Origin of the sequence: Telluria aromaticivorans, from assembly GCF_013003915.1 — a bacterium.
In the GTDB taxonomy this organism is placed as follows: Bacteria; Pseudomonadota; Gammaproteobacteria; order Burkholderiales; family Burkholderiaceae_D; genus Telluria; species Telluria aromaticivorans.
The window spans coordinates 100,080-124,415 of record NZ_JABAIV010000001.1; the positions used below are offsets into that span (position 1 = coordinate 100,080).

26 protein-coding genes are annotated in these 24,336 nt (G+C 65.4%); 11 read left to right on the top strand and 15 right to left on the bottom strand.

What is annotated here, in order from left to right; all coding sequences use genetic code 11:
• Window positions 1-162: 162 nt before the first annotated feature.
• From tadA to queE, 3 genes are read right to left on the bottom strand one after another with little or no spacing between them, the layout of a single operon-like run.
• Window positions 163-672 (bottom strand): tRNA adenosine(34) deaminase TadA, encoded by a 510-nt coding sequence (gene tadA / locus HGB41_RS00530; protein WP_371868398.1) that lies wholly within the window; start codon window positions 670-672, stop codon window positions 163-165.
• Window positions 665-1,111, bottom strand: coding sequence for a 6-carboxytetrahydropterin synthase QueD (gene queD, locus HGB41_RS00535; RefSeq protein WP_171079980.1), 447 nt, complete (start codon window positions 1,109-1,111; stop codon window positions 665-667). The genes tadA and queD overlap by 8 nt, the downstream gene beginning before the upstream one ends.
• Window positions 1,112-1,126: 15 nt before the next feature.
• The gene (queE, locus tag HGB41_RS00540) at window positions 1,127-1,762 is read right to left on the bottom strand and encodes a 7-carboxy-7-deazaguanine synthase (RefSeq protein ID WP_171079982.1); all 636 of its coding nucleotides are present in this window, start codon (window positions 1,760-1,762) and stop codon (window positions 1,127-1,129) included.
• Window positions 1,763-1,947: 185 nt separating this feature from the next.
• Here queE and HGB41_RS00545 point away from each other — a divergent pair, with 185 nt between their 5' ends.
• From HGB41_RS00545 to HGB41_RS00555, 3 genes are all read left to right on the top strand, one after another.
• Window positions 1,948-2,895 carry a sensor histidine kinase gene (locus HGB41_RS00545; protein WP_171079984.1) on the top strand — a complete coding sequence of 316 codons (948 nt, stop codon included), beginning with the start codon at window positions 1,948-1,950 and terminating at the stop codon, window positions 2,893-2,895.
• A gap of 232 nt (window positions 2,896-3,127) precedes the next feature.
• Window positions 3,128-4,039: a sensor domain-containing diguanylate cyclase gene (locus HGB41_RS00550; protein ID WP_171081829.1), complete on the top strand. Its 912-nt coding sequence runs from the start codon at window positions 3,128-3,130 to the stop codon at window positions 4,037-4,039.
• 114 nt (window positions 4,040-4,153) lie between these two features.
• The gene (locus tag HGB41_RS00555) at window positions 4,154-7,039 is read left to right on the top strand and encodes a M16 family metallopeptidase (RefSeq protein WP_171079986.1); all 2,886 of its coding nucleotides are present in this window, start codon (window positions 4,154-4,156) and stop codon (window positions 7,037-7,039) included.
• A 273-nt stretch (window positions 7,040-7,312) separates the two neighbouring features.
• Here the strand turns inward: HGB41_RS00555 and HGB41_RS00560 are convergent, their stop codons facing one another.
• The 5 genes from HGB41_RS00560 to HGB41_RS00580 all read right to left on the bottom strand — a co-directional run bounded on the left by HGB41_RS00560 (window position 7,313) and on the right by HGB41_RS00580 (window position 12,159).
• Entirely contained in the window at window positions 7,313-9,106 is a 1,794-nt protein-coding gene (locus HGB41_RS00560) for a hypothetical protein (protein WP_171079989.1), read from the bottom strand.
• A 251-nt stretch (window positions 9,107-9,357) separates the two neighbouring features.
• Window positions 9,358-10,512, bottom strand: coding sequence for a YsnF/AvaK domain-containing protein (locus tag HGB41_RS00565; RefSeq protein WP_171079991.1), 1,155 nt, complete (start codon window positions 10,510-10,512; stop codon window positions 9,358-9,360).
• A 25-nt stretch (window positions 10,513-10,537) separates the two neighbouring features.
• A complete protein-coding gene (locus HGB41_RS00570) occupies window positions 10,538-10,963 on the bottom strand; it encodes a YsnF/AvaK domain-containing protein (RefSeq protein ID WP_171079993.1) in 426 nt (141 codons plus the stop codon).
• A gap of 147 nt (window positions 10,964-11,110) precedes the next feature.
• On the bottom strand, window positions 11,111-11,368 hold the full coding sequence (locus HGB41_RS00575; RefSeq protein ID WP_171079995.1) for a hypothetical protein: 258 nt from the start codon (window positions 11,366-11,368) through the stop codon (window positions 11,111-11,113).
• Window positions 11,369-11,382: 14 nt separating this feature from the next.
• Window positions 11,383-12,159: a DNA/RNA non-specific endonuclease gene (locus HGB41_RS00580; protein WP_171079997.1), complete on the bottom strand. Its 777-nt coding sequence runs from the start codon at window positions 12,157-12,159 to the stop codon at window positions 11,383-11,385.
• 229 nt (window positions 12,160-12,388) lie between these two features.
• Here HGB41_RS00580 and HGB41_RS00585 point away from each other — a divergent pair, with 229 nt between their 5' ends.
• The 4 genes from HGB41_RS00585 (at window position 12,389) to HGB41_RS00600 (ending at window position 13,623) form a co-directional block, all read left to right on the top strand.
• Window positions 12,389-12,742, top strand: coding sequence for a hypothetical protein (locus HGB41_RS00585; RefSeq protein WP_371868400.1), 354 nt, complete (start codon window positions 12,389-12,391; stop codon window positions 12,740-12,742).
• Complete coding sequence (locus tag HGB41_RS00590; protein ID WP_171080001.1) at window positions 12,742-12,999, top strand: DUF5985 family protein; 258 nt, start codon at window positions 12,742-12,744, stop codon at window positions 12,997-12,999. The genes HGB41_RS00585 and HGB41_RS00590 overlap by 1 nt, the downstream gene beginning before the upstream one ends.
• Window positions 13,000-13,003: 4 nt before the next feature.
• Window positions 13,004-13,285 carry a DUF5985 family protein gene (locus tag HGB41_RS00595; RefSeq protein ID WP_171080003.1) on the top strand — a complete coding sequence of 94 codons (282 nt, stop codon included), beginning with the start codon at window positions 13,004-13,006 and terminating at the stop codon, window positions 13,283-13,285.
• Window positions 13,286-13,350: 65 nt separating this feature from the next.
• Entirely contained in the window at window positions 13,351-13,623 is a 273-nt protein-coding gene (locus HGB41_RS00600) for a hypothetical protein (protein ID WP_171080006.1), read from the top strand.
• A 51-nt stretch (window positions 13,624-13,674) separates the two neighbouring features.
• On the opposite strand, the gene HGB41_RS00605 is transcribed toward HGB41_RS00600, so the two are convergent.
• Together HGB41_RS00605 and HGB41_RS00610 are read right to left on the bottom strand one after the other, a co-directional pair.
• Window positions 13,675-14,508 (bottom strand): phytanoyl-CoA dioxygenase family protein, encoded by an 834-nt coding sequence (locus tag HGB41_RS00605; protein ID WP_171080013.1) that lies wholly within the window; start codon window positions 14,506-14,508, stop codon window positions 13,675-13,677.
• Window positions 14,509-14,634: 126 nt separating this feature from the next.
• The gene (locus HGB41_RS00610; protein WP_171080015.1) at window positions 14,635-15,060 is read right to left on the bottom strand and encodes an NUDIX hydrolase; all 426 of its coding nucleotides are present in this window, start codon (window positions 15,058-15,060) and stop codon (window positions 14,635-14,637) included.
• Between the two features lie 200 nt (window positions 15,061-15,260).
• Here HGB41_RS00610 and HGB41_RS00615 point away from each other — a divergent pair, with 200 nt between their 5' ends.
• Together HGB41_RS00615 and HGB41_RS00620 are read left to right on the top strand one after the other, a co-directional pair.
• Window positions 15,261-15,500 carry a hypothetical protein gene (locus HGB41_RS00615; protein ID WP_171080017.1) on the top strand — a complete coding sequence of 80 codons (240 nt, stop codon included), beginning with the start codon at window positions 15,261-15,263 and terminating at the stop codon, window positions 15,498-15,500.
• 18 nt (window positions 15,501-15,518) lie between these two features.
• Window positions 15,519-15,821: a hypothetical protein gene (locus HGB41_RS00620; protein WP_171080019.1), complete on the top strand. Its 303-nt coding sequence runs from the start codon at window positions 15,519-15,521 to the stop codon at window positions 15,819-15,821.
• A 142-nt stretch (window positions 15,822-15,963) separates the two neighbouring features.
• Here the strand turns inward: HGB41_RS00620 and HGB41_RS00625 are convergent, their stop codons facing one another.
• Window positions 15,964-17,157: a glycosyltransferase gene (locus tag HGB41_RS00625; RefSeq protein ID WP_171080021.1), complete on the bottom strand. Its 1,194-nt coding sequence runs from the start codon at window positions 17,155-17,157 to the stop codon at window positions 15,964-15,966.
• 441 nt (window positions 17,158-17,598) lie between these two features.
• The gene (locus HGB41_RS00630) at window positions 17,599-18,822 is read right to left on the bottom strand and encodes a DUF2863 family protein (protein WP_171080023.1); all 1,224 of its coding nucleotides are present in this window, start codon (window positions 18,820-18,822) and stop codon (window positions 17,599-17,601) included.
• A gap of 162 nt (window positions 18,823-18,984) precedes the next feature.
• On the opposite strand from HGB41_RS00630, the gene HGB41_RS00635 reads away from it, so the two are divergent.
• Entirely contained in the window at window positions 18,985-20,277 is a 1,293-nt protein-coding gene (locus tag HGB41_RS00635) for an NCS2 family permease (protein WP_171080025.1), read from the top strand.
• Between the two features lie 133 nt (window positions 20,278-20,410).
• Window positions 20,411-21,220: a DUF481 domain-containing protein gene (locus tag HGB41_RS00640; protein ID WP_308788903.1), complete on the top strand. Its 810-nt coding sequence runs from the start codon at window positions 20,411-20,413 to the stop codon at window positions 21,218-21,220.
• A gap of 17 nt (window positions 21,221-21,237) precedes the next feature.
• Here the strand turns inward: HGB41_RS00640 and HGB41_RS00645 are convergent, their stop codons facing one another.
• The 3 genes from HGB41_RS00645 to HGB41_RS00655 all read right to left on the bottom strand — a co-directional run bounded on the left by HGB41_RS00645 (window position 21,238) and on the right by HGB41_RS00655 (window position 24,231).
• Window positions 21,238-22,542: an aspartyl/asparaginyl beta-hydroxylase domain-containing protein gene (locus HGB41_RS00645; RefSeq protein ID WP_371868402.1), complete on the bottom strand. Its 1,305-nt coding sequence runs from the start codon at window positions 22,540-22,542 to the stop codon at window positions 21,238-21,240.
• A 73-nt stretch (window positions 22,543-22,615) separates the two neighbouring features.
• Window positions 22,616-23,920 carry an MFS transporter gene (locus tag HGB41_RS00650; protein ID WP_171080031.1) on the bottom strand — a complete coding sequence of 435 codons (1,305 nt, stop codon included), beginning with the start codon at window positions 23,918-23,920 and terminating at the stop codon, window positions 22,616-22,618.
• Window positions 23,917-24,231, bottom strand: a complete 315-nt coding sequence (locus HGB41_RS00655) for a thioredoxin family protein (RefSeq protein WP_171080033.1) — start codon at window positions 24,229-24,231, stop codon at window positions 23,917-23,919. Before HGB41_RS00655 ends, HGB41_RS00650 begins: the two co-directional genes overlap by 4 nt.
• Window positions 24,232-24,336: the final 105 nt, after the last annotated feature.

A 24,336-nucleotide genomic window follows, 5' to 3' on the forward strand; every position in this document is an offset into this window, starting at 1 on the left:
ATGTCGCGCCGCACAAGGCGGCATCGGCTTTCTCGGTGGACGACAGGATAGCTTCGCCGTGCGGGACGGCTTGGATCGAGCATACCACTTTCGCAAGGCCGCGGGCGCTCGCAGCAGTCATGCGGACATGACGCTTCGCAGCGGCCCGCCCTTACCTCGCTGTTACTCCGCGACCGGCAGCTTGCGGGTCGCCGCCCTGCGCTCGGCGAAAAAGGCCTTGAGCAGGCTGCTCGCCTGATCCGCCATGACGCCGCCGGTCACCTCGGTGTGGTGGTTGAGTTTTTCCTGGTCGAACAGGTTCACTACCGAACCGCAGGCGCCGGTCTTGGGATCAAGTGCTGCGTAGATAACGCGCGCCACGCGCGCGTGCATCATCGCGCCCGAGCACATGATGCAGGGTTCCAGCGTGACATACAGCTCGCAGCCGGGCAGGCGGTAGTTCCCGAGCTTTTGCGCGGCGGCGCGCAGGGCGACGATTTCGGCGTGGGCGGTGGGGTCGTGGCGCCCGATCGGCTGGTTGTAGCCGACTGCAATGACTTCGCCATCCTTGACGACGACCGCGCCGACCGGAACCTCGCCATCAAGCCAGGCCAGCCGGGCCTGGTCCAGCGCCATTCCCATGAAGCGCAGTGCGTCCGGGTCAGGCATCGGCCCGGGCGCCTGCTCAGTCATTGGTGACTTCTGCCCAGCAGTTCGGGGTTTCGTGCAGCACCAGTTTGTGCAGGCGCAGGCCAGTGCCATAGCGGTCGGTGAACACCGTCTTCAGGATGCCGAAGGCGACGCGCGCCAGGTTCTCGACCGTCGGGATGCAGTCGATCACCACGGTCTTGTGGCCGGGCAGCGACGCGAGGAACTCGCGCACCTTGTCGTCTTTTTCGTACACGAGGAAGGCATGGTCCCAGACGTCGACCAGGTGTTCCTTGGCCAGGGTCTTGACGTCGGAAAAATCCATGATCATGCCGTTGTCCGAATTTCCTTCGGCGTCGATGACTTCGCCGGTGAGGGTGATCTCGAGGGTATAACGATGGCCGTGGAGGTTGCGGCACTGGCTCTTGTGGTCGGGAATGCGATGGCCTGCATCGAATTCCAGCTTGCGGGTAATGGTCAACATTGCAGCTTGGGTCACTTAAGGAATCTGGAGCAGTTTGTGGGTCTGGAGGCTGAGCTTCCACTTGGGGTTGCGGCGGCAGGTCTCGATCGCCAGGCGGGTATTCTGCGCAGCGAGCGGGCCGTCCATCGGCTGGACGTAGAAGTTCTCGAAGTCGAGCGCCTCGTAGGCGGCCAGGTCCTGGTTCGCCTGCGGGATGACGACCTTGATCTCGTTGCCCTTGGCGACGACCAGCTGCGAGCCCATCTTCGGGCTGACGCAAATCCAGTCGACGCCTTCCGGCACCGGCAGCGTGCCGTTGGTCTCGATGGCGATCGTGAAGCCAACGGCGTGCATCGCCTCGACCAGCGCGCGGTCCAGCTGCAGCAGCGGTTCGCCGCCGGTGAAGACGACGTATTTGCTGGCGGCATGCGTGGCCGGCCACAGGCCGTCGATCTCGGCCGCGAGCGCCGCCGGCTCGCGGAACTTTCCGCCGCGCTCGCCGTCGGTTCCGACGAAATCGGTGTCGCAGAAAGTGCAGATGCTCGCTGCGCGATCCTGTTCGCGGCCAGTCCAGAGGTTGCAGCCGGAAAAGCGGCAGAACACGGCCGGACGCCCCGCATGGGCGCCTTCGCCCTGCAGGGTGTAGAAGATCTCTTTGATGCTGTAAGTCACGGTAAGCCCCTCGTCAACCTTCCATTATAGCCTGCCGGGCCGGGGCCACGCTACTGCCGTGGCCCCGCTGGTGACCCGCAAGGCCGCCCGGTGTGGCGTTCATGCATTGAGGATCGACAATATTCCCCGTCGGACTCCGATGTACCTTCCTGAGGAATGTTCCGAACGTGAGTAAGAAGGAAGCCATGACCAAGTCCATCTCATTCCTAGTCCAATTGTCGGCGTTTGCGCTAGCGATCGCATCCGCACCAGCTGCCTGCGCTGCCGCGATTACGGTGCCGCTGCCCTTGCGCGGCGCCCCGCCCGAGCTGTTGGCCGCCGCCATGGTCGCCCTCGCCGCGCTGGCCCTGTCGGTGCTGCTGCAACGCAGGTCGCGGACGGCCGACGAGCGCAGCCGCTCACTCGAACTGCAACTGGCGGCCGAACGCAGCGCCCTTGCCGATGTAGAGAATGCCCTGGCGGGCAGCCACGAAGTGCTGTGCCGACTGGTCCACGGCCAGGAAGGCGTGCGCGAATCCGAACGCAGCCGCATCGCCCGCGACCTGCATGACGAACTTGGCCACCGGTTAATGTCGCTACGGGTCGAGCTGGCACTGCAGCAGGCGGCGATGCGCGGCACCTCGCCAGCCATCCATGACAAGCTGACGGCCTCGATCGCCAACCTCGACGCCTCGATCTGGGCGGTGCGCGCCATCGTCGCCGGCCTGCGCCCGATCGCCCCGGGCACGACCCTGCGCCAGGCTGCCGAGCGCCACCTGGCCGAATTCGCCCGCCTGCACGGGCTGGACTACCGTTTCGACGCCGGCAGCGACCCGCTGGGCCAGCCGCCAACCGACCGCGAAACCGACGCCGTGCTGTTCCGTGCCTTGCAGGAAGCGCTGGCGAACGTGGCACACCACGCGCAAGCCACCATGGTCTGCGTCGCCCTGGTCGATTCGGCCCGGGACATTACCCTGAAGGTCGAGGACGACGGCACCGGACCTGCGGTCCACCCACAGCGCGGCAGCGGCCTCGACGGGATGCGGGAACGTGCCGAGGCACTCGGTGGAACGATGCGCCTGGCAGGCGGGCGGCGCGGCGGGACCGTCCTCTCAGTCACCCTGCCGGTTCGGCGGGAGTCGCTCATGGCGTGAAGCGGTCAGGCTTGCCCGCCATGCGTCATGTCGAGCAGCCTCCAATAGTCTTGCTCAAAATCAATAAGATCGTCCCCTTGCGGTAGCAAAATCGTTTCCTGTTGGCAGTCATCTCGACTGCCGGACCGGAACCGCAGAGGACCTTATGATCAGTTCGACAATAACAAGTGCCGGCATTAAGCTGCCAGCCGCGAACGCACTCGTGAAAGACGATGCTTTCGTCGGTCAACTGATGGAAACCATCTCGATCCCGGTCTTCGTCCTTGACCGCAACGCCCGCGTCATGATCTGGAACCGGGCCTGCGAGCGGCTGACCGGCGTACCCGCGCGCGAAATCCTCGGGACCAGCGAGCACTGGCGCAGCTTCTACGAGCACCGCCGCCCTACCCTCGCCGACCTGGTCCTGCAAAACCGGACCGACGAGGTGCGCCATATCCTGCCGCGCTGCGCACCGGAAGGGGCGCCCGCCAGCCTGTGCATCGAGAGCTGGTTCGACATGCCGCGCGCAGGCCGCAGGCGCTACCTGGCTGCCGACGCCAGCCCGATCTACGATGCCGAAGGCGAACTGTCGGCGGTGGTGGAAACGCTGCGCGACCTGACCGAGGAAAAGATGGCCCAGGTGGCGCTGGAGCAGCTCGCCACCCGCGACGGCCTGACCGGCCTGGCCAACCGCCGCTGCTTCGACGATACCCTGCATGCCGAATGGGCGCGCGCCCTGCGCCAGGCGCAGCCTCTGTCGCTGCTGATGGTGGACGTCGACAACTTCAAGGCCTATAACGACGCCAACGGCCACCTCGGCGGCGACGAATGCCTGAAGCGCATCGCCAAGGCGGTCTCGAGCGAGATGCGCGCCAACGACCTGGTCGCCCGCTATGGCGGCGAAGAATTTGCCGTGATCCTGCCGAACCAGTCGCGCAAGGGGGCTGCCATCGTCGCCGAGCGCATCCGCTGCCGGGTCGAACAGCTGCAGCTGCCATCGACCGCGCCGACCCGGCATGTGACGGTGTCGATCGGGGCCGCTACCGCCATCGCCGGTCCGGACAGCACCGCCAGCCAGCTGGTCGCCATCGCCGATGCCGCGCTGTACCGGGCCAAGCACCTGGGGCGCAACCGGATCAGCCTGCCCTTGAGCGAAGCGGCCTGAGATTCGGCCTGAGATCGCCTGCGATACGACGCGTATGCATACCTGAATCTCCTGTTCTTTCCTTGTCGAATATTCTATCCTTTGCGGTTAGCAATATTCCAATAAGGAGAGACCGTGTTGAAACCCATCCTGTCGCGCAGCCTGCTCGCGACGCTCGTTCCCGCTGCGCTGCTGGCCTTCGCAGCGCCGGCCATGGCCGCGGCTCCAGCCAAGACCGCTGCCAAAGCCGCCGCGGCCGCCGTCAGCGCCGACGTGCTGCCCTTCAAGGCCACCGAAAAGACGTTGCCGAACGGCCTGAAGGTCATCGTGGTGCCGACCGGGTTCCCGAACCTGGTGTCGGTGCATATCCCGGTGCAGACCGGTTCGCGCAATGAAGTCGAGCCGGGCAAGTCGGGATTCGCCCACTTCTTCGAGCACATGATGTTCCGCGGTACGCCGACCTACCCGCCGGAGAAGTACCAGCAGATCATCACCAAGGCCGGCGCGCGCCAGAATGCCTATACCAGCGACGACCTCACCAACTACTACACCACCTTCGCCAAGGAAGACCTGGACACGGTGCTGAAGGTCGAAGCCGACCGCTTCCAGCACCTGTCGTATCCGGTCGAGGCCTTCAAGACCGAATCGCGCGCCGTGCTGGGCGAATACAACAAGAACAGCGCGAACCCGATGCAGAAGCTGTTCGAGGTGCAGCGCGAAGCCGCCTTCACCACCCACACCTACCGCCACACGACGATGGGCTTCCTCAAGGACATCGAGGACATGCCGAACCAGTACGAGTATTCGAAGGTCTTCTTCGACCGCTGGTACCGTCCGGAGCGCACCACCGTCATCATCGCCGGCGACGTCGAGCCGGCAAAGGCGATTGCGATGGTCGAGCGCTACTGGGGCTCGTGGAAACGCGGCAGCTTCAAGTCGAACGTGCCGAGCGAGCCGGCAGCGCGCGGCGCCCAGTACCGCCACGTGCCGTGGCCGACCCCGACCCTGCCGCTGGTGACCGTCGCCTTCCGCGCGCCGGCCTTTTCGGAAACGCAAAAAGACCAGGCCGCGCTGTCGATGCTGCTGTCGCTGTCGTTCGGGCGCACCTCGACCCTGTACAAGCGCCTGGTACAGGACGAGCAGAAGGTAGACCAGCTGTTCGACTTCACCCCGAACCGGGTCGACGCCAACCTGGCCACGATCGGCGCCCGCGTCAAGAAGCCATCGGACGCCGTGTACGTGCGCGACGCCATCCTGCAGACCGTGGCAAGGCTGCGCGACGAGCCGGTAACGGCGAGTGTCCTGGCCGACGCCAAGTCGGCCAACAAGTATGGCCTGATCCGCTCGCTCGACAACACCGAAGCGATCGCCTCGACCCTGGCGTCCTACGTGCACTTCGACCGTTCCTACGGCACCCTGAACCGCTATTACCGCGTGGTCGACAGCCTGACCCCGGCCGACCTGCAGGCCGCCGCCCGCAAATACCTGGTGGACGAGTCGATGGTGGTCACCACCCTGTCGCACGAGGCGCTGCCGGGCGCCGTCGGCACGCTGCCAAAGCTGGCCGATCTCACTCCCAAGGTGGGCGACGCGAAGTTCGACATCCTCGTGCAGAAGTCGGCGCTGCCGCAGATCCGTTTCAAGCTTCTGTTCGCAGCCGGCTCGGCGCATGACCCAAAGGGGAAGGAAGGCCTGGCTGCGTTGACCGCTGCGATGGTGGCGTCAAGCGGCTCGCGCGAGCGCAAGATCGACGAAGTCACCAAGGCCCTGTTCCCGCTGGCCGGCAGCTTCCTTGAACAGACCGACAAGGAAATGACCACATTCACCGGTACGACCCACCGGGACAACTGGGACCAGTACCTGGGCATCGCCCTGCCGCTCCTTAGCGACCCGGGCTTCCGCGAGGAAGACTTCCGCCGTCTGAAGGACGCGCAGAAGAACGCCCTGGTGCTGGACCTGAAGGACAACAACGAAGAGGAATTCGGCAAGGAACGCCTGCAGACCAATGTCTTCGCCGGCACGCCATACGGCCATCCGGTGCTGGGCACCGTCAAGGGCATCGAGACCATCACCCTGGACGACGTGAAGAACTTCTACCGCCAGGCCTATACCCAGGGCGCGGTGCGGGTCGGTATCTCGGGCGATGTGTCGGACCAGATGACGGCCTCGCTCAAGTCGGCGCTGGCGCGCCTGCCTGCCGCCGGCGGCCTGGCGGCGACACCGGCCATCCGCGGCCGCATGCCGAACGGCCTCGAGGTCGAGATCGTCGAGAAGAACACCCGGGCCACCGCGATCTCGTTCGGCCTGCCGCTCGAAGTCACCCGCGCGCATCCGGACTTCCCGGCGCTGTGGATGGCCAAGACCTGGCTGGGCGAGCACCGCGCCTCGAGCGCCCGCCTGTACCAGCGCATCCGCGAGGAGCGTGGGCTGAACTACGGCGACTACGCCTATATCGAAGCCTTCCCGCGCGGGATGTTCCAGTTCTTCCCGAACCCGAACCTGGGCCGCAAAGCGCAGCTCTTCGAAGTCTGGATCCGCCCGGTCGCCCCGCAGAACGGCCACTTCGCCCTGCGCGCCGCACTGTTCGAGCTGGACAAGCTGGTGGCGAACGGCCTGTCGGAACAGGATTTCGAGACCACCCGCGGCTACCTGATGAAGAACGTGTTCGTCATGACCGCCACCCAGGACCAGCAGCTCGGCTATGCGCTCGATGCGCAGTGGCACAAGACCCAGGAATTCACGCGCATGATGCGTGAGGGGTTGGCCAAGCTGACCGTCGCTGACGTGAACGCGGCGATCAAAAAACACCTGTCGAGCAAAAACCTGTCGGTGGTAGTGATCACCAAGGATGCGGCCGACCTGAAAGAGAAGCTCGTGAGCGATGCCTTCTCACCGGTGAAATACGACGCCAACAAGCCGCAGTCGCTGCTGGATGAAGACCAGAAGATCGGTTCGATGAAGCTCGGGATCAGGCCGGAAGCGGTGAAGATCACGCCAGCGGTGCAGGCGTTTGCGGAGTGAGCTAGTTGTTTTTTGTAGATGTGAAATCGGCGCCCATGGGCGCCGATTCGTATTGCAGGTGGCTGCGGAGCGAACTTGGGGCGAACAATGCCTGTGGCATTGTTTGCGCCTTCGCCGGGACGACCTTGCTTGGGTGTTCGATCGCTTGCCGACAGCGGCCTTTGTACTGTCAGCTGAAAAACCGTCGTTCCCCCCACTGGGGGGAACGACTTCCGGCGCAGGCCGGAACCCAAGTGCTGCCTGCATGTTGATAGCAGAAATATGAAGGACGTCTTACGACGTCATCCGATCCCACCCATGACGCACCGCCAACTTCATCGTTTCCCAAGTCGACTGTCCGCCCCTGCCATAGCGCATATCCCAGTCGCTACGCAGGTCGTTTTCGATCTCGTTCCACTGGCGGCCGCGGTATTTCTCGCTGCGTGCCATTTCTGAACCGTAGGAGTAGGCCGGCTTGTACTCGTCGTAGGTCGAGCCCTGGGTAGCGGTGCTGTAGGTCGCGTTCCAGTGGCTGCGGTAGGCGGTGTCGTCGTCATCGAGGTCCAGGCGGTCTGCAGTGGTGTCGTGACCGCCGGTAATGCTGTCCCAACCGTGGCGGACCGCCGACTTCATCTTGTCCCAGGCGCCGCCCACGCCTTCGCTGCCGCCCGCCGCACTGCCCGTGCCGGTGCCGACGGCGATGCGCGAATCCCAGCCCCTGCGCATGTCGCCCTCGATATCGTCCCACGGCTGGTTGCGGTACATCTGGCTCTTGCGCATTTCCGACCCGTAGTCGTAGGCCGGCTTGTAGCTGTCGTAGTCCTCGCCGGTGCTGCTCAGGTGAGTGTCGTAGTGGCTGCGGTACTGGGTATCGTCATCGTCGCTCGCGATGCGATCCCAGCCGCGGCGCACGGCCGCCTTCATCTTGTCCCAGGTCGCGCCGGCGCTGCCGCTGCTGCGGGTGTCCCAGCTGCTCCGCAGTTCGGGCTCGACCTCGTCCCATTTGCGGCCGCTGTAGCGGGTGTCGCGCGCCATGTCGGAGCCGTACGAATAAGCGGGACGGTAGCTGTCGTAGTCGTCGCCGCTGCTGTAATTGGCGAGGAAGTGGTTGCGGTAGTACCCGTCGTCGTCGCCGAAGGTGCTGCCGATATCCAGGCTAGGGCTGGAGCCGCTGCCGACGCCTGGGTCCGGCGAATAGATGCGCGACTTGCCGCGCTGGATCTCGACCGAGCGCATCGCGTTCCCCAACCCGCTGTCCATGCGTGCATCGCGCTGCTGCGCGCCGGGCGCGCCGCCCTGGTAGGCCGAGCCCTCGAGCGACGAGCCGCGGATGGTGCCGCCCTGCTGGGCCGAGCTGTCGAACGAGGCATCGGTGCCCTGGGTGCCATCGAGCGAGGAGCCCTGCACCGAGTTTTCCTGCAGGGTCGAGCCCTGGAAGGAAGTCCCGCCGGTGGCGCTCAGGCCGCTCTTGCCCATCGGCTCCTGGTAGGTCTGGCCCATGGGCTCGGCCTGGTTGAGCGACTGCTGCGCGAACAGCTTGCGGTCGCCAGGGTTGTCGAGCTGCTGGCTCAGGACAGAATCCGATTGCGCCGATTGTGCCGCAGGCCGGGCCGACTGCATGCCGCCGGCGCCGCTCATGCGCATCGACTCCGGCGTGGCGCCCATGCCCATGGAGCCGGCGCTCATTGCACCCGCGCCCGTGGCCCCTTCGCCCGATGCCTGCTCGTCGATGTCGGTCGGTCCGTAGCGCTCGACGATGTCGGCGGCCCGTTCGACTTCCGTCAGCGAGCCGGCGCTCACCGTCAGCACATGGTGGCCGCGGGTCACCGCGCCTTCGTAGCGGCTGACGCGCTCGCCGTGGTCCGCGCCGAACAGGTCGTGGAAGAAGTGCTTGATGCTGGCGCCGATGCTTTCGCCGGGCTCCGAGGTGCGGGAATCGCCCTGGCCGGTCACGCTGTCGGTCATGCCGGTCGGGTCGGCGTTCGACAGGCGCACTTCCTCGCGTGTGAAGCTGGATGACAGCAGTTCATTCATTGCATTCTGGGCGTCGGTCCGGTTGTCGAACACGGCCACGAGAGTATGTTGCATGATTCAGTCCTCCGTAAGGTCATTGTCATGGCGCCCGGATGGTGCCCGGGCACCCGCCACGGCTGGGCGAATGGGTCGAGATTACTCCAAACCCGCAGCGGCGCGCGCGCGACTGCCGCGCACGGATCAAGGGGGCGGACCGAGCCCCTTTTGCGGGTAGGGCGACTGGCGCATGCCCACAAAAAACGGCGCCTTCGAGGGCGCCGTTCCGTCTGCTTGAAGCGGCCGCGAGGGCCGCCAGGAGCCGGGTCTCAGTACGAGCCCTTGCTGCTGCTGTCGTCGGTCATGCGATCCCAGCCATGACGCACGGCGGCCTTAATTTTTTCCCAGGTCGAGCCGGTGCTGCCGGTATTGCGCGACTCCCAGTCGGTACGCAGGTCGCCCTCGACGTCGGCCCAGGCGCGGTCTTTATAGCGGGTGTCGCTGCGCATCTGCGAACCGTAGCCATAGGCCGGCGCATAGTCGTCGTAGGAACCACCGGTGCTGCCGTAGGTGGTCTGGAAGTGGGAGCGATAGTAGCTGTCGCTGTCCATGGCATTGGTGGCGCCCAGGCGCTCGACGTCCACTTCGGTGCGGCGCACGGTGTCGGTGATCTTTTCCTGGCGTTGGTTGACCTGCTTGCCGATCGTGACTTCCTCGACGATGCGCGCCGATTTCTCGACCACGGCTTCTTCGGCGCTTTCGCGCATCTCGATGGTCTGCTCCTTGAACGCGGTGGTATCCGCCGGGTTGATCGGCTGGTTCACCGCCCGGCGCTGGACGTCGACGTGTTCCTCACGCAGGCCGATGGTTTCGTTGACCGGCGTTTCGACGACACGCGAGAAGATGCGCACGCCGCCGCGCTGGACTTCACGCTTGCCGACTTTGAGCTGCTCTTCCACCACAGGGATCGATCGGGTCGCGCCAGACTGGGTGGCGGTGTCGCGCTGCAGCGACGAGCCGCTCAGCGAGCCCTGCTGCTGGGTAGAAGCCGACTGGGCCGACATCGACGATGCCGACATGCCGCTCTGGCTGCCCGACAGCATCGCGCCGGTAGCAGCGCCGCTGGCGCCCATGCCGCTCGAATGCTCGTCGATGTCGATCGGGCCGAAGCCTTCGATGATATCGGCTGCACGCTCGACTTCGTCAAGCGAATCGGCGGTGAGGGTCACGACGTTCTTGCCGCCGCTGACCGCGCCCTGGTAGCGGTTCGCATGGTCGTCGCTGTCGCCGAACAGGTCGCTGAAGAAATTCTTGATGCCGCTGCCGATACCGCTGTCGGTGTCGGTGGTATTGGTGGCCGTGGTGGTGGTATCGGATCCGGACAGGCGTACATCCTCGCGCGAAAAGCCCGAGGACAGCAGTTCGTTCATGGCATTCTGGGCATCGGTGCGGTTGTCGAAAACAGCTACAAGGGTATGTTGCATGGTCATTCCTCCGAAAGGGGTTGTGTCATGGCGCCGGTGCGTCCCCAGCCTCGTCGAAGCGCTCCACGTCCACGCGTTCCGCTTTCAGCGGGACGGTTTCCTGGTAGCGCTCTTCGTGCCGGGTCCGGGTAATATGCAGCTCTTCCTTGATGCGAAGCTTCCGTTCGACGACCAGCACTTCCTCGAGCACGGGAATGATCAGCGTATCGCCTTCGTATCGATTGGCAGGCGCCTCGGTTGCGGCCACGATCCGGTCGACCGGCACGTGCTTCACCTGCACCTCGTCGCGCGCCAGGCGCTCGTCGATGGTGACAGGCTGTTCCGATACGGTCTTGTGGATGCGGACGCCGCGGCCGGTCTCGACGACCCGGGTTCCAAAGGCGAGCTGCTCTTCAATCACGGGAATGCGCAGGCTATCCTGGTCGTTCTGCTCGGGGGTGATACTGGACATCGATCGGCTCCTCTGAATCACTGCATGAGAGCGAATGAGAGTACCCGAATCCACGCTGGGCCTGCACACCCTTGACTGCTGGAATGTTGAGCAAAAAACCGCCGCGGCAGGGCCGAAAACAGCCCTTGCGTTCGGCCGTGGGCGGCCTCAGTTGAAGGGGTTGTCGACGGTCTTGAGCTCGGGCGGCGGCAGCTGGTCGGGCAGCTCGCGCGCCTCGAGCGCGGCGACGATGGCGCCCACGATCTCGTGCAGGCGGCGGGCATCCTGCAAGCCCTGCTTATCGGCGGTCAGGTCGACGTCGCCCGACACCGTGATGCGGTCGATGCGGTTCTCCAGCATCAGGTTGCCGATCTCGAGGACATCGGCTTCATTGGCATAGGGAGTAAAGTTTTTTTTGCGGGTCATCTCGGCTCCATGGGTCAGTGTCGGTTCTTGCGCTGGCGGATTTTCGGCAGCGCAAGCATACGCTCCTTCTGCCGCTGCGTCAGCGAGGGCAGCAGCTCGATGCCGACGATGCGCTCCAGCTCGGCCACTGGAATCACCTGGATCGGCGCGTCGCCCCGGTTCTCGACGAACCAGGCAGCCGCCGCTTTCTGACGCGGGCTGTACACCACCTTGTAGAGGTGGCTCGGCACCAGCACGTTGCCGACCTTGCGCAAATTCGCCCCCAGGAAAGCGGGGCCGGTGATCACGTAGAGCGCGCCCTCCTTCTTTGCCATCTTGCGCACCGCGCCTTCGATCGGCGCCCAGATGTGGCGGTTATGATCGCGGTCTTGCGGCACCATGTTCGCGAGCGAAAAGCTCTCGCGCTGGGCGCGGCGGTCGGGCATGTCGCCGTTCGGCGCCAGGTGGCCGCGGTCCAGCCCGCTGCGCGCATAGTCGGACAGCTCGGCGCGCTGGGCGCGCGGAAGGCGCGGCTCGGCATGGAAGGCATTGTCGCGCTCGAGCCCCTGGGCGGCTTCGAGGTTATCGGCCTGCAGGTATTCCGCGGACCAGAGCGCGGTGCGCGTGACGCCGGAATGCATGACGCCGAACACGTCGTAGCACAGCTCGCGTGTCGCAACCGCCAGCTTCTGGTTGCGGATCTCGGGCACGCGGCCGTCGAGGTAATGGGAGGGGCAGCCGGCGCCATGGGCGGCGGCGGAGAGCAGCAAGGCCGCGGCGAGGCCAACGCGGGCCAGGAAAGAACGAAGCATGATGTGCGAAAGACAGGGAAACAAGCCGCATTGTATCCGAGTGCCTTTGAGGGGCGTCAAACAGCTGGTTGCGGTTAATCCACCGACGCGCGCACAATTGAATGCCTTTCCGCTAAGAATGGTCTAGAATCCTGACTCCTTCGCTAAAGATTCCTTTGGGAAATTACATTGCACCCGAATGGACCGCCCACCAATCCCTGAGGACCTGCGCCGTTTCGTTCTGACGAGCGTGCCCTCCGTGCCCTTCCTGGAAGCGCTGCTCTTATTGCGCGCCAGCCCCGACCAGCGGTGGACCGGGGAGACGCTGGCTGGGCGCCTATACATCAGCGAACGCACGGCCCAGGCCTTGCTCGACGACCTGTGCCGGGCCGCGATGGCCCAGCCGTGCGGATCCCGGGATGCGCACAAGCGGATGCATACTTACTGCTATGCGCCGGCCTCGGAGGCGCTGCGCGAACGTATCGACGTGCTCGCCGACCTGTATGCCCGGCACCTGGTCGACATTACCCACCTGATCCACTCCACCCTCGACCGCAAGGCGCAGCAATTTGCCGACGCGTTCCGCTTGCGCAAGGAACCTTAATGGGCGCACTCATCTATACCCTGTGTATGCTGACCTCGCTGGCCTGTACCTGGCTGCTGTTTGCCAGTTACCGCCGCACCCGCTACCGCCTCCTGTTCTGGAGCGGCCTGTGTTTCGCGGTCATGACCTTCAATAACCTGTTCCTGGTATTCGACAAGATTATCTTCCCGAATGTCGATTTCATGCCGCTGCGCCTGGGCAGCGCCCTGGTGGCCTGCCTGCTGCTGTTGTACGGCCTGATCTACGAAAAGGAGTGAGCCGATGAGCCAGATGATGTACGGCGCGATCTCGATGGCATCGCTGACCATCGCCCTGTTCTTCCTGCGCTTCTGGCGCAGCTCGGGCGACCGTTTCTTCATGTATTTCGCCCTGTCCTTCTTCATCGAGGGCCTGCACCGGATCTATTCGGCGGTGCTGAACGAGACCGGCGAGGATTCGCCGCTGCACTACCTGATCCGCCTGCTTGCTTACGGCCTGATCCTGTGGGCGATCCTGGAAAAGAACCTGCCGCAGAAGGACCGGCGCAAGGATGACGGGAGCTAGCGTGCGCCCGGCGGCCGGGTGCGGCGCGATAATGGGTCATGAAAAACCGTCAACAGGAGGACAGCATGGCCACACCGAACCAGCCGCAAGACAAACAGGACCCGGCAGTTACCAACCCCGTCGCAGGCGGCGGTCAGGAGATGCGCTCCGATAACCTGCTCCCGGGCGAAGAAGGCGCCGAAGACGGCCGCTTCGACGTCGCCGAAGAAGTCAGCCTCGACCAGCATTCCGACGAAGCGCGCCGGGTTGGCCAGGCGCCGGCAAACGGCATCGCCGATTCGCTTCCCGACGCCCTCAAGACGCCCGTCCCTTCGCAGCAAGTTCCCGACAAGTCCTGAACCCGCCGGCGCCGTCGATCCGGCGCCGCCCCTCATCCCGCTACCTAGGGCTCACGACATCGTCACGCCCATCTTCAGTCCTTCGATGGTGTGGGCCTGCTGGATCGGCTCGAGCCGCTCCACCACCCTGCAGCTCAGGTGTTCGCGCACCACGGGCGGCAGGCTGTCGTGGAAGGCACGCGATATCTGCAGGTCGTGGCGGATGGCGTTGGTCGCATCCGGCGCATCGGCTCCCACCACCAGCACCGGGCGCGAGCGGTTCGACTGGTTGGCGGTGCCGCGGTGGATGGTCAGTGCCGAGCGGGCCGAAATATCGCCCATCTTCGGCATCTTGCGCTCTGCCAGCGCATCGTAGCGCGGCCACAGCGACGGGTCCGGGAACATCGGGTCGCCGCCGAACAGGTCCCACTGGGTGCCCGGTGCGATCTCGAACGGACCCATGTCCTCGGTGACGTCGACGGTGGTGATGTTGAAGGCGAGCGAACTCAGGCGCCGGCCGCGCGCGGTCTCGGGCGGCGAAGCGAAGTCGCGGTGCCAGGGCTGGTGCATGGCGCCCGGCCCTGGCACGTCGAAGCCGACTTCGACCAGCCGGTAGTCCGGCCCCAGCACCGCGCTGCACACCGCCACCACCCATGGATGGCTGGCGATGGCGACGAAACCGCGCAGGCGTTCCGGATGCACTTCGACGTAGAAGCGGTTCGGGCCGCGGTTGAGCGCCCCGCCAGGCCGCGCCTGGGCTTCGCGGAACAGCAGGTCGATATCCGCCCCGAGCTCTTCGATCAGGCTCCGCTCGAAGGCGCCGCGACAGGCAATGATGCCGTCGCCGTAGATGCCGCGCATGATGTCGGCTAGGTCGTAGCCGGTGGCGGGCAGTAAGCTAGTCATTGTTCTTCCTCCAGTACAGGGTTGCGGTGCGCGCGCCGCAGGATGTCGTCCACAGCACGATTACAGCGGGCCATACTAGCGGCATTCGCCGGCCGGTGGCGCGAGGCCGCGAGAACCTGTCCGGCCCTACCAGGCGATCCCCATCAGTACCTCTCCCATGCGCGGCCAGCACAGGCCGCGCACCTCGTCTCGCGACGCCCAGCGGTAGCCGTCCATCTCCGGCGTCGGCACGCCCGTCACGTGGTGCGGGAAGGTGGTGCTGCAATGCAGGTGCGCCAGGCTTTCGAGCCCGGGGCCGGATTCCACCATGAACAGGTGCAGCCGCTTGTCGCGCCGGTAGGAGAAGGGACCGAGGTCGCGGAAGTGCGACGGCGCGAAAGCCAGCCCGGCCTCCTCGCGTAGCTCGCGCATCGCCGCCTCCAGCTCGGTTTCGCCCGGGTCGAGCATGCCTTTCGGGATGTCCCATTTGTGCGTGTGCGTCACGTGGCACAGCAGCAGCTCGCGGCGCGGGTTGATGACCAGGGTGCCACAGGACAGGGTGTGCTTCGCCATGCAAGGGTGCCCTCGGAGGGCGCTGGTTGAGGCCGCGGGTGCCGGTGCGTGCCGATGGGCCAATGTATCGGCGCATGTGCCTGACTGTCAACTGTGCGCGGCGTGCGCGCCCCGGACCGCACACTGTCCGATGTCGTCGTGCCGGAACGGGAGCAAGGGATGGAGTTTTTTACTGAACAATAACGAGCCGGAAAGCTGGGATGCTGGCGCCGGGCGTCTGTTTCGGCGCGACGGCCGCCATGTATTTCGTCCGGACCCTGGCCCTGCGCCGCCTGGGCGACCTGTCGCGCCGCACCGTAAGGCGAGTTGACGACCTGGTGGTCAGGATGCTGCACAAGACCTACCTGGTTTGCCTGCTGGCGATCGGCGTCTACCTGGGCAGCATCTTCGTGGCGATGCCGGAGCACTGGCGCCTCGTGGTGTCGCGGGTGGTCGCCTAAGGGACCAACGAAGCACGGGTGACGGCGATTCCCGGCATCGTGCGCGAGATCATCGCGGCGCGCAGCGACGTCGGCTTCGGGCGCGCGCATTTCTTCCGCTACGGCGACTGGTCGCTCGATTTCGAAGTCATCTACCACTTCAAGAGCCCGGACTACATCCTGCACATGGATGCCAGCAGGACATCCTGCTGCAGGTCTATCGCGCCTTCCAGCGCGAGGAAATCCAGTTTGCGCATCCGTTCTCGGTGGTGCGCGTCGCCGGAGCCGGCGATCCGGCCGGCGGCTGGCCGCCGCTGCCGGCCGGAAGCGGCAGCACGCTGAGGCATTGAGCGGCCAAAAGACGAACAGCAGATGCAGGCGCAAAAAACACGGCGGCGCATCTTCGGAAGATGCGCCGCCGTGCAGTCGCCAGTCAGCGGGCACCCTGCCCCGCTGGCCGCTTACCTGGTGTGTCCGCCGAGCGTCAGGCGGTTTTCGCGACCGGCAGCGGGGCCGCCTTGGCTGCCGCGATTTCCGGCGCCACGGTTTCGGTCTTGCCCGCACGGAGGCGCTGCGCCGTGTTGCTCGGGACGGCGCTGGTGATCAGCTCGTGCATCTTGGTCGCGGTACGGTCCCACGAGGTGCCGGCCACCACTTCGCGCATGCGCCTGGCCATGGCCTGGCGCTCGGTGTCGCTCATGGCGAGCTGGCGCTCGCAGGCGGCGATGTACTGCTCCGGCGTGTCGGCGATGGCCACCACGTCGCCATACGGCACCACCACGTCGGTGATCGGGGTCGAAACCGACGGCAGTTCGGCCGCCATGTATTCGAGCACCTTGGTCGGGCTGATGAACTTGGTCGAATCGTTCATCGCGAACGGCAGCAGGCAGACATCCCAGCCGGCCAGGAACTGCGGCAGCTGGTCATAGGTGCGCTGGCCCATGTAGTGCACGTTCGGCTGCTTCGGCAGCGTCGCCGGGTCGATCTTCACGACCGGGCCGACCAGCACGATCTGCCATTCAGGATGGGCATCGGCCATGCTCGAGACCAGGTCCACGTCGAAACGCTCGTCGATCACGCCGTAGAAACCGAGGCGCGGGCCGGCGATATGGGCCTGGTCAGGGTGCGAGATGTCGCGGTCCTGGGCCTGGCGGAAGTGCTTGGCGTCGACGCTGGACGAGAAGCAATGGGCGTTCGCATGGCGGTCGCGCTTGGACTGGTACAGGCTCGGGCCGCCGGTGAAGACGACATCGGCCATGTTCAGCAGTGCACTTTCGCGTTGCAGCAGCTGTTTCGGCGAATTCTTGAACATCGCGAGTTCGTCCATGCAGTCATAGACGATCTTCGATGGGTTCAGGCCCTGCAGCAGCGGCAGCGCCATCGGGGTGTAGAACCAGACCACCGGTTGCTCGCCGCCCGGGACGAGGTCGGCCAGCATGGCCTGCAGGGTCGGGATCTGGTCGTCGTGGAAGCCCGGCGCATGGATCGGGGTATGCGGCTGGCACACGGTGATGTTCGGGGCGGCGGCGGTCTTCTTCATGAAGGCCTGGCCTTCGGTATACACCGGTTCCTCGACAAACACGATATCGTAGTGTTCCGCCAGACGGGTCATCAGGTGCTGGGGACGCTGAAAGACGAAGTCCCAACGAAGGTGGCAAAACACGATCAAGGTCGGCATATTCAATTCCTTTTCGCCTTTGTGGCGCTCTAGTTGTTTGGGAATGCCTGGCAGATTTCTCTCTCGATGCCAGTCTCGGGCCGGGCGTGGAGCCGACCGTACCCGGAGATCGTAACATGCAATTTTTCTAATTTTTTTGATTTATGCACTACAACATTTATACAGAGAAATGTTGCAGCGGGGCGCGATTCCGCCCCTCATAGGAGAGAGTCCACTGCCGGGCACACGCGTGTAGGGGCGCTCCTACAGAAAAACAGGAAATTCAACTACGATTTGTTGTCGAATTTTCTAGCGTGCCCAAGTATAAAACGCCCCCGGAGCCGCGTATCGCGACCGGGGGTTCATTCGGCAGGAGGGGTGGCAGCGGCGCCGGCATATGGCGTGTGCTGCAGAGCACAAAATAGTGTAGGAAAAAGGAGGGCCGGATGGCCACCGCCGGTATCAATCGGCGCGGTACGGGTCCGCACCTTCCGCGTGGCCATCCGGGCTGAATCCGGTCGCTACCGAGACTCCTTCCAGCCCGAAGGACAGCAGCGCATCGCAAAGGTTGTCGATTTCGGCGCCCAGGTCGGCCGCCAGGTCGACCGGCACCTCCACGCTGCCCCAAGGCGTCCCGCCATCCAGGGCATACAGGTTGACCCGCAGGACGATATGCTCGCCGGCGTCGATCGGCGCCACCGCCGCATGCACCTGGTCGGCCTCGAGCCCTTTGGCCGCCAGCGTACGCGCCACTTCCGACAGGGTGCCCAGGGTGGTCAGTTCGGCCACGCCCTGCTCCTTGGCGCCGTAGAACAGGTCCTGGTAGAGGAAATCGACGTGCAGGGCTTCCGGGTCGCCCGCGAGGCAGCGCCGCACCAATGGTGCGACCTCGACCGTCCAGGCGCGGTAGCGCTCCTGGCGCGCCGAATACCAGGCGTCGGCAGTGGCTTCGTCTTTCGGGACAGCGTAGAAGGGATCGTTCGCGCGCTTGAGCGAGAAGCCGAGCAGGAAGCGCAGCTCGATCGCCGATTCGTCGGGGGCGAAGCGCTCGCCGGTCCAGCCGCGGATGCTCGCTTCGATGGTGGGCGCCGGCTGCAGCTTCTTCTCCAGCAGCGAGGCGGCCGCCTCGCGCAGCATCTCGTGCAGGGTCGAGAACGCGATATGGTCGATCTCGGCCAGGTCGTAGGCGTGCTGGATCAGCACCACCCGGGCCTCCTTGCCTTCCAGTCCGGCGGCCTGGAAGCTCGCCGACAAGGCTTCGAAGGCGCCGGCGTCCTGGAAGGTCTGCTGCGCCACCAGTCCGCCGGTGCTGCGCACGAACAGCGGCACCAGGAAGGCGTCGATTTCGTACTCGTTGCCGTCGTCGCGGCGCAGGCGCAGGGTCGCGGCTTCTTCCTCGATGCGCCCGCGCAGCAGGCGGCAGGCTTCGGGGTCGGTATAGCGCGCATGCTCGATCGCCTCGTACAGCACGTCGTCGCGCTTCTTGCGCAGCAACTTGCGCACCGCCGCCAGCAGTTCGGCGTCGCGGTCGCCATCCGGCCCCGGCCCGGGGCCCGGCACTTCCTCCTGCTCGGCGATGGCGAGCGCCAGCTCGGCCAGTTCGTTGGCCTGGGAGCCGGCGTCCTCCTCGCGCGGATTGTGCGGATTATTCGAAGTACGGGGCAGCGGGCGCTTATTCTTTGGCATGGCGGCGTGTCGGTAATGAATGAACCGCCATGTTAGCGCATTGGCATGCAGGGCAGCAGCCATATTGGGCGCCTGGCGGGGCAAGGGAACCCATCCGCGTGCACGCCCGCCCCGGCGGGCCGGTGTTATGCTTCAGTCAAAACAACCACGGAGCCCATCGCGATGCTCGACAAATTCTTCAAGCTCACCCAGAGCGGCACGGATGTGCGCACCGAACTGCTGGCCGGGCTGACCACCTTCCTGACGATGGTCTACATCATCTTCGTGAACCCCTCGATCCTGGGCGACGCCGGCATGCCCAGGGAAGCCGTGTTCGTCGCAACCTGCCTGGTGGCCGCCCTGGGTACCGCCGTGATGGGCCTGTACGCCAACTACCCGATCGCGATGGCGCCCGGCATGGGCCTGAACGCCTATTTCGCCTATGCCGTCGTGCTGGGCATGGGGATCGCGTGGCAGGCGGCGCTGGGCGCGGTGTTCATCTCCGGCTGCCTGTTCATCCTGGTCTCGGTGCTGGGCTTGCGCGGCATGATCGTCAACGGCATCCCGCGCTCGATGCGGGTCGCTATTACCGTCGGCCTGGGCATGTTCCTGGCCCTGATCGCACTGAAGAACGCCGGCATCGTGGTGGCCAGTCCGGCCACGCTGGTGAAAGCGGGCGACCTGCACCAGCCGCCAGCCATCATGGCGGTCATCGGCTTCTTCGCCATCGTCGCCCTCGACCGCCTGCGCGTCAAAGGCGCGATCCTGATCGGCATCGTGCTGGTCACGGTGCTGTCCTTTTTCTTCGGGGGGAATACGTATAAAGGCATTTTCTCGGCGCCGCCATCGATCGACCCGACCCTGCTGCAGCTAGACATCCCGGGGGCGCTGGCCGCCGGCATCCTGAACGTGGTGCTGGTGTTCTTTTTAGTGGAGCTGTTCGACGCCACCGGCACCCTGATGGGCGTGGCGCGCCGCGCCGGCCTGCTGGTCGAGGGCAAGATGGACCGACTGAATAAGGCCCTGCTGGCCGACAGCGGCGCCATCGTGGCGGGCAGCCTGCTGGGCACCTCGAGCACCACCGCCTACCTGGAAAGCGCCTCCGGCGTCCAGGCCGGCGGGCGCACCGGCCTCACCGCGGTCACCGTGGCGGTGCTGTTCCTGGCCTGCCTGTTCATCGCGCCGCTGGCCGGGGTGGTGCCCGCCTATGCCACCGCGCCGGCCCTGCTGTTCGTGGCCTGCCTGATGCTGGGCGACCTGGGCGACGTCGACTGGAGCGACTCCACCGAGAGCATCCCGGCCGCGGTCACGGCGCTGACCATGCCCTTCACCTTCTCGATCGCCGAAGGCATCGCCTTCGGCTTCATCACCTATGCGGTGCTCAAGCTGCTGACGGGACGCGCGCGCGAAGTGGCGCCGGTGGTGTGGGTGATCGCCGCGCTGTTCACTTTCAAGATCGTCTATATCGGAACCTGAGCGGCGCCCGAGGGCGGCGTAGTGTAACGTGGCCCTTATATCGCGGCAATTGTGTCGGAAAGCATCGTTTCGCGCTGCCTTTGGGATACAATGTCGGGCATCCTGCAAGCGCCTTCAATGGCAACCGATGCCCATGAAATCATTCAACTCCCTTGCGAAAACCCTGGCGCTGGCCCTGTGCGCCGTCCACGGCGCGGCCCAGGCCGAGCCCGACCTGCCCATGGTCGGCAACGTCCACGCCCCCCTGAGCGTGGCGCTGCCCGAGATTCCCGAAGGCGGCTGGTTCACCTCGGCCGAGCTGGGCGCCATCACGACGTCCGGCAATACCAGCGGCACCTCGATCACTGGAAAGATCGACGCCCGCCACGAAACCGCCAACTGGAGCCATGAGTTCGTGGTCAGCGGCTTCTTCAAGGAAGACGAGTACGAGGACGACGAGGGGAATGTCGAAAAAAGCAAGTCGGCGGAACGCTTCGCCGCCTCGGCCAAGGCTTCGCTGAAGCTGCTCGGCGAAGGCAAGCGCGCCTTCATCCTGGGTTCGCACGTCAACGACCGCTTCGGCGCCTATACGCGCTATTCGTCGGTGTCGGTCGGCCACGGCTCGAACTGGTTCAACACCGGCGACAAATCGCTCGACGTCGAGATTGGCCCGGGTTATTTCGCGGGCGAGCGCGCCACCGGCGACGACGAGAGCGGCCTGACGGTGCGCGGCGCGGCGCAGTTCCGCTGGCGGGTCAGCCCTTCGGCGTATTTCGCCCAGAGCGTCAGCGTCGAGAAAGGCACCTCGAATACCCACTCGGTGGCCGAGACCTCGCTCAGCACCAAGATCAATTCGACGATGCAGATGAAAGCCGGCTTCAGCGCCCGCAACGACACCAGCGTCCCGGCTGGCAAGAAGAACACCGATACCCAGACCTCGCTGACGATGGTCTATTCGTTCTAGGCCCTTACAACTGCGGGTTATAGCTGAAATCCGCCGGCCGTCTGCGTGAACGCGTTGATGCCGGCGCTCATGGCCGTGACCATCGCGCGTTCGGCCTGCGACAGCCCCGGGTGCCAGATGTCGAAGATCAGGACCACGCGCATTTGCTCGCTATTGTTCCAGGCTTCGTGTTCGATGGTGTCGTCGAATACCCAGGCCTTGCCCTCCTCCCACAGCCGCGTATCGTTCCCGACCCGGAAGCCGCAATCGGCCGGCACAATCAGCGGCAAATGGGTCACCAGGCGCACGTTGCTCACGCCGGTGTGCGGCGGGATCTTAGTCCGCGGTTTCAATACCGAAAACATCGCGCTCGGCGTGCGTCCCGGCTGGTCCGGCTGCGGCGCGCCGCCCAGCACGGCCATCGTGCGCGGGCAGCGTCCGGCATTGCCGGCTACCGGCTCGCCATTGTCGATCAGGCGGAAGGCATTCCAGCTCGGCGAGCGGTTCAGTTCCGCCCATTGGGCCAGCGGCTGGTCGTCACCATAATTGATATACGGCGAGAAGCCCTCGCTGGATCCCATCACGGCCAGGAATTCGTCGCGGATGGCGCCGGTGGCGGCCTCGAAGGCATCCAGCCAGGGAAAATCCGCGCGCTCGAAGAAGCTGACCGGGGCCAGGCCCTGGTAATGGAACATGGCCGGCTGCGAGTCGTAGCGGCGCTTGCGGCCAACCATGACGTCGAGCGAATCGCGGAAACGCCCCAGGTTTTCACCATCGAGCGCCTTCAGGTGCGGCGCCAGGAAATCGTCCAGGTAGCTGCCGAATTCGCGACTGTAGGCTTCGTGCCAGGCCAGCGCCTCGCGCACGGCCGGCTGCAGGTCCGGCGCCAGCGACTGCAGCGGCGGCGCCACCGCCGCCACCGCGGCACAGGCCGCGGCCGCGGCCTGGCGCTTGCCCTGGCGGATGTACAGGCGGCTGCGCATCAGCAGCGCGACCAGGTCGTAGGCGTCGACCGTCAATGCGCCGCGAATCGCGGCTTCCTCGCCGGTGTCGTCCCCCATCGCCAGGCAGACCACCGCCAGGTTCAGCCATTGCTGGACATCGCGCCCATCGACTGCCACCAGGCGTTCGAGCAGGATGCGCGCCTGCGCCCTGTCGCCGGCCTGGAAGGCTGCATGCGACAGTGAACGCAAGGCGCGCGGATGGTCGGGCGCCTGGGCAAGGATGCTTTGCCACAAGCGGTTGGCGCGCTGGGCATCGCCTCGTGCGCCCGCCTGCAGCGCCTCGCGTTCGAGCGCCGCAACCTGGACGGCTTCTCCCTGCCTGTTATTTGCCTGCTGCACGGGACTCCCGGAATGTAAGTACGAGCCAAACATTCTGGTGCAGGCATATGCATATTGGCAAGCAGTATTTACTTCAGGCCATTTTCTGCTGAAGCTTGCCCTTGCTTCCTCCTTTGCCGATCAGCAGCAGTGCGAACAGGCTGAGCAGTGCGGCGGCGGACAGGTAGTAACCGACCCAGGGCAGGCCGTAATTGGTCGCCAGCCAGGTCGCCGCATAGGGCGCGAGCGAAGCGCCCAGGATGCCGGCCAGGTTGAAGGTGAGCGAGGCGCCGGTGTAGCGCACCTCGGGCGGGAACAGCTCGGCCAGCAGGGTTCCCAGCGGGCCGTAGGTGAAACCCACCAGGCACATCCCGAGGATCATGAAGGCGCCGACCGCCATCAAGGTGCCGGCGCCGAACAACGGACCGAATAGCAGGCCGAACAGGGCAATCGCCGCACTGACCAGTATCATCGCGGCGCGCCGGCCGTACCGGTCCGCCAGCAGCGCCGAGGGCGGGATGGTCAGGCCGAAGAACACCACCGCGACCAGCTGCATGGTCAGGAATTGCTGGCGCGAGAAGCCCAGTTTGGTCGTGCCCCAGCTCAGGGCGAACACCGTCATCAGGTAGAACACGACGAAGGTCGAGACCGCGATGATGGTGCCGAGCACCAGGGCGCGGCGGTGCTCGCCCAATACCGCCAGCACCGGCACTTTCACCCGCTCGTTACGGTCCAGCACCTTCTGGAAATCCGGGGTCTCGGTGATCTTCAGGCGCACGTACAGGCCGACGATGACCAGCAGCGCGCTGGCCAGGAAGGGAATGCGCCAGCCGTAGCTGAAGAAATCGGCGTCGCTCATCAGCTGGCCCAGCAGCAGGAAGGTGCCGCCCGACAGGAAGAAGCCGATCGGTGCGCCCAGCTGGGGGAACATGCCGTACCAGGCGCGCTTGCCGGGCGGGGCGTTCTCGGTGGCGAGCAGCACCGCCCCGCCCCACTCGCCGCCGAGGCCAAGGCCCTGGCCGAAGCGGCACAGCGCCAGCAGCAGCGGCGCCGCGGTGCCGATCGAGGCATAGGTCGGCAGCAGGCCGATCAGCACCGTCGAGATGCCCATGGTGAGCAGCGCCGCGACCAAAGTCGCTTTACGCCCGACGCGGTCGCCGAAGTGGCCGAACACGGCCGAGCCCACCGGGCGCGCGAAAAAGGCAATGGCGAAGGTCGCCAGCGACTGCAGGGTGGCGGCGGCCGGGTCGGCTGCCGGGAAGAACAGCCGCGGGAAGACCAGTACCGCGGCAGTAGCATAAATATAGAAGTCGTAGAACTCGATGGTGGTGCCGATCAGGCTCGCAAACAGGACAGTGCGCGGCTTGTTGGCGGGGACATGCGGTGCAGCTGCCGTCATGCTGCACCGGCCTGTGCCAGCGCCACGCGCACTTCGTCGCTGGAGACCGGACGCACCACGCGCGCGACTTCCTGGCCGTCTTTCAGCACGACCACGGTCGGCCAGAGCTTGACGCGGAACGAGCGCCCCAGCGCGCGGCCGGGGCCATCTTCGACCTTCACGTGGCGCAGCTCGCCACCGCGCAGGGCCTCGTCGATCAGCGGCTCTGCGGCGCGGCAGTAGCCGCACCAGTTGGTGCCGAAATCGAGCACGGTGGTGCCGGGCAGCGCATCGATGGCGCTGCGTTCGGGCTGGGCGGTGTCGTAAGTCATCAGGATGGTCCTCAATAATGCCGATATGGCAAGCGTACCTCAAAACCCCGTCGCGGAGCCAGTCCCCGGCGCAGCCCCGGCAGGCTCTCCCACCCTGGGGCGTGC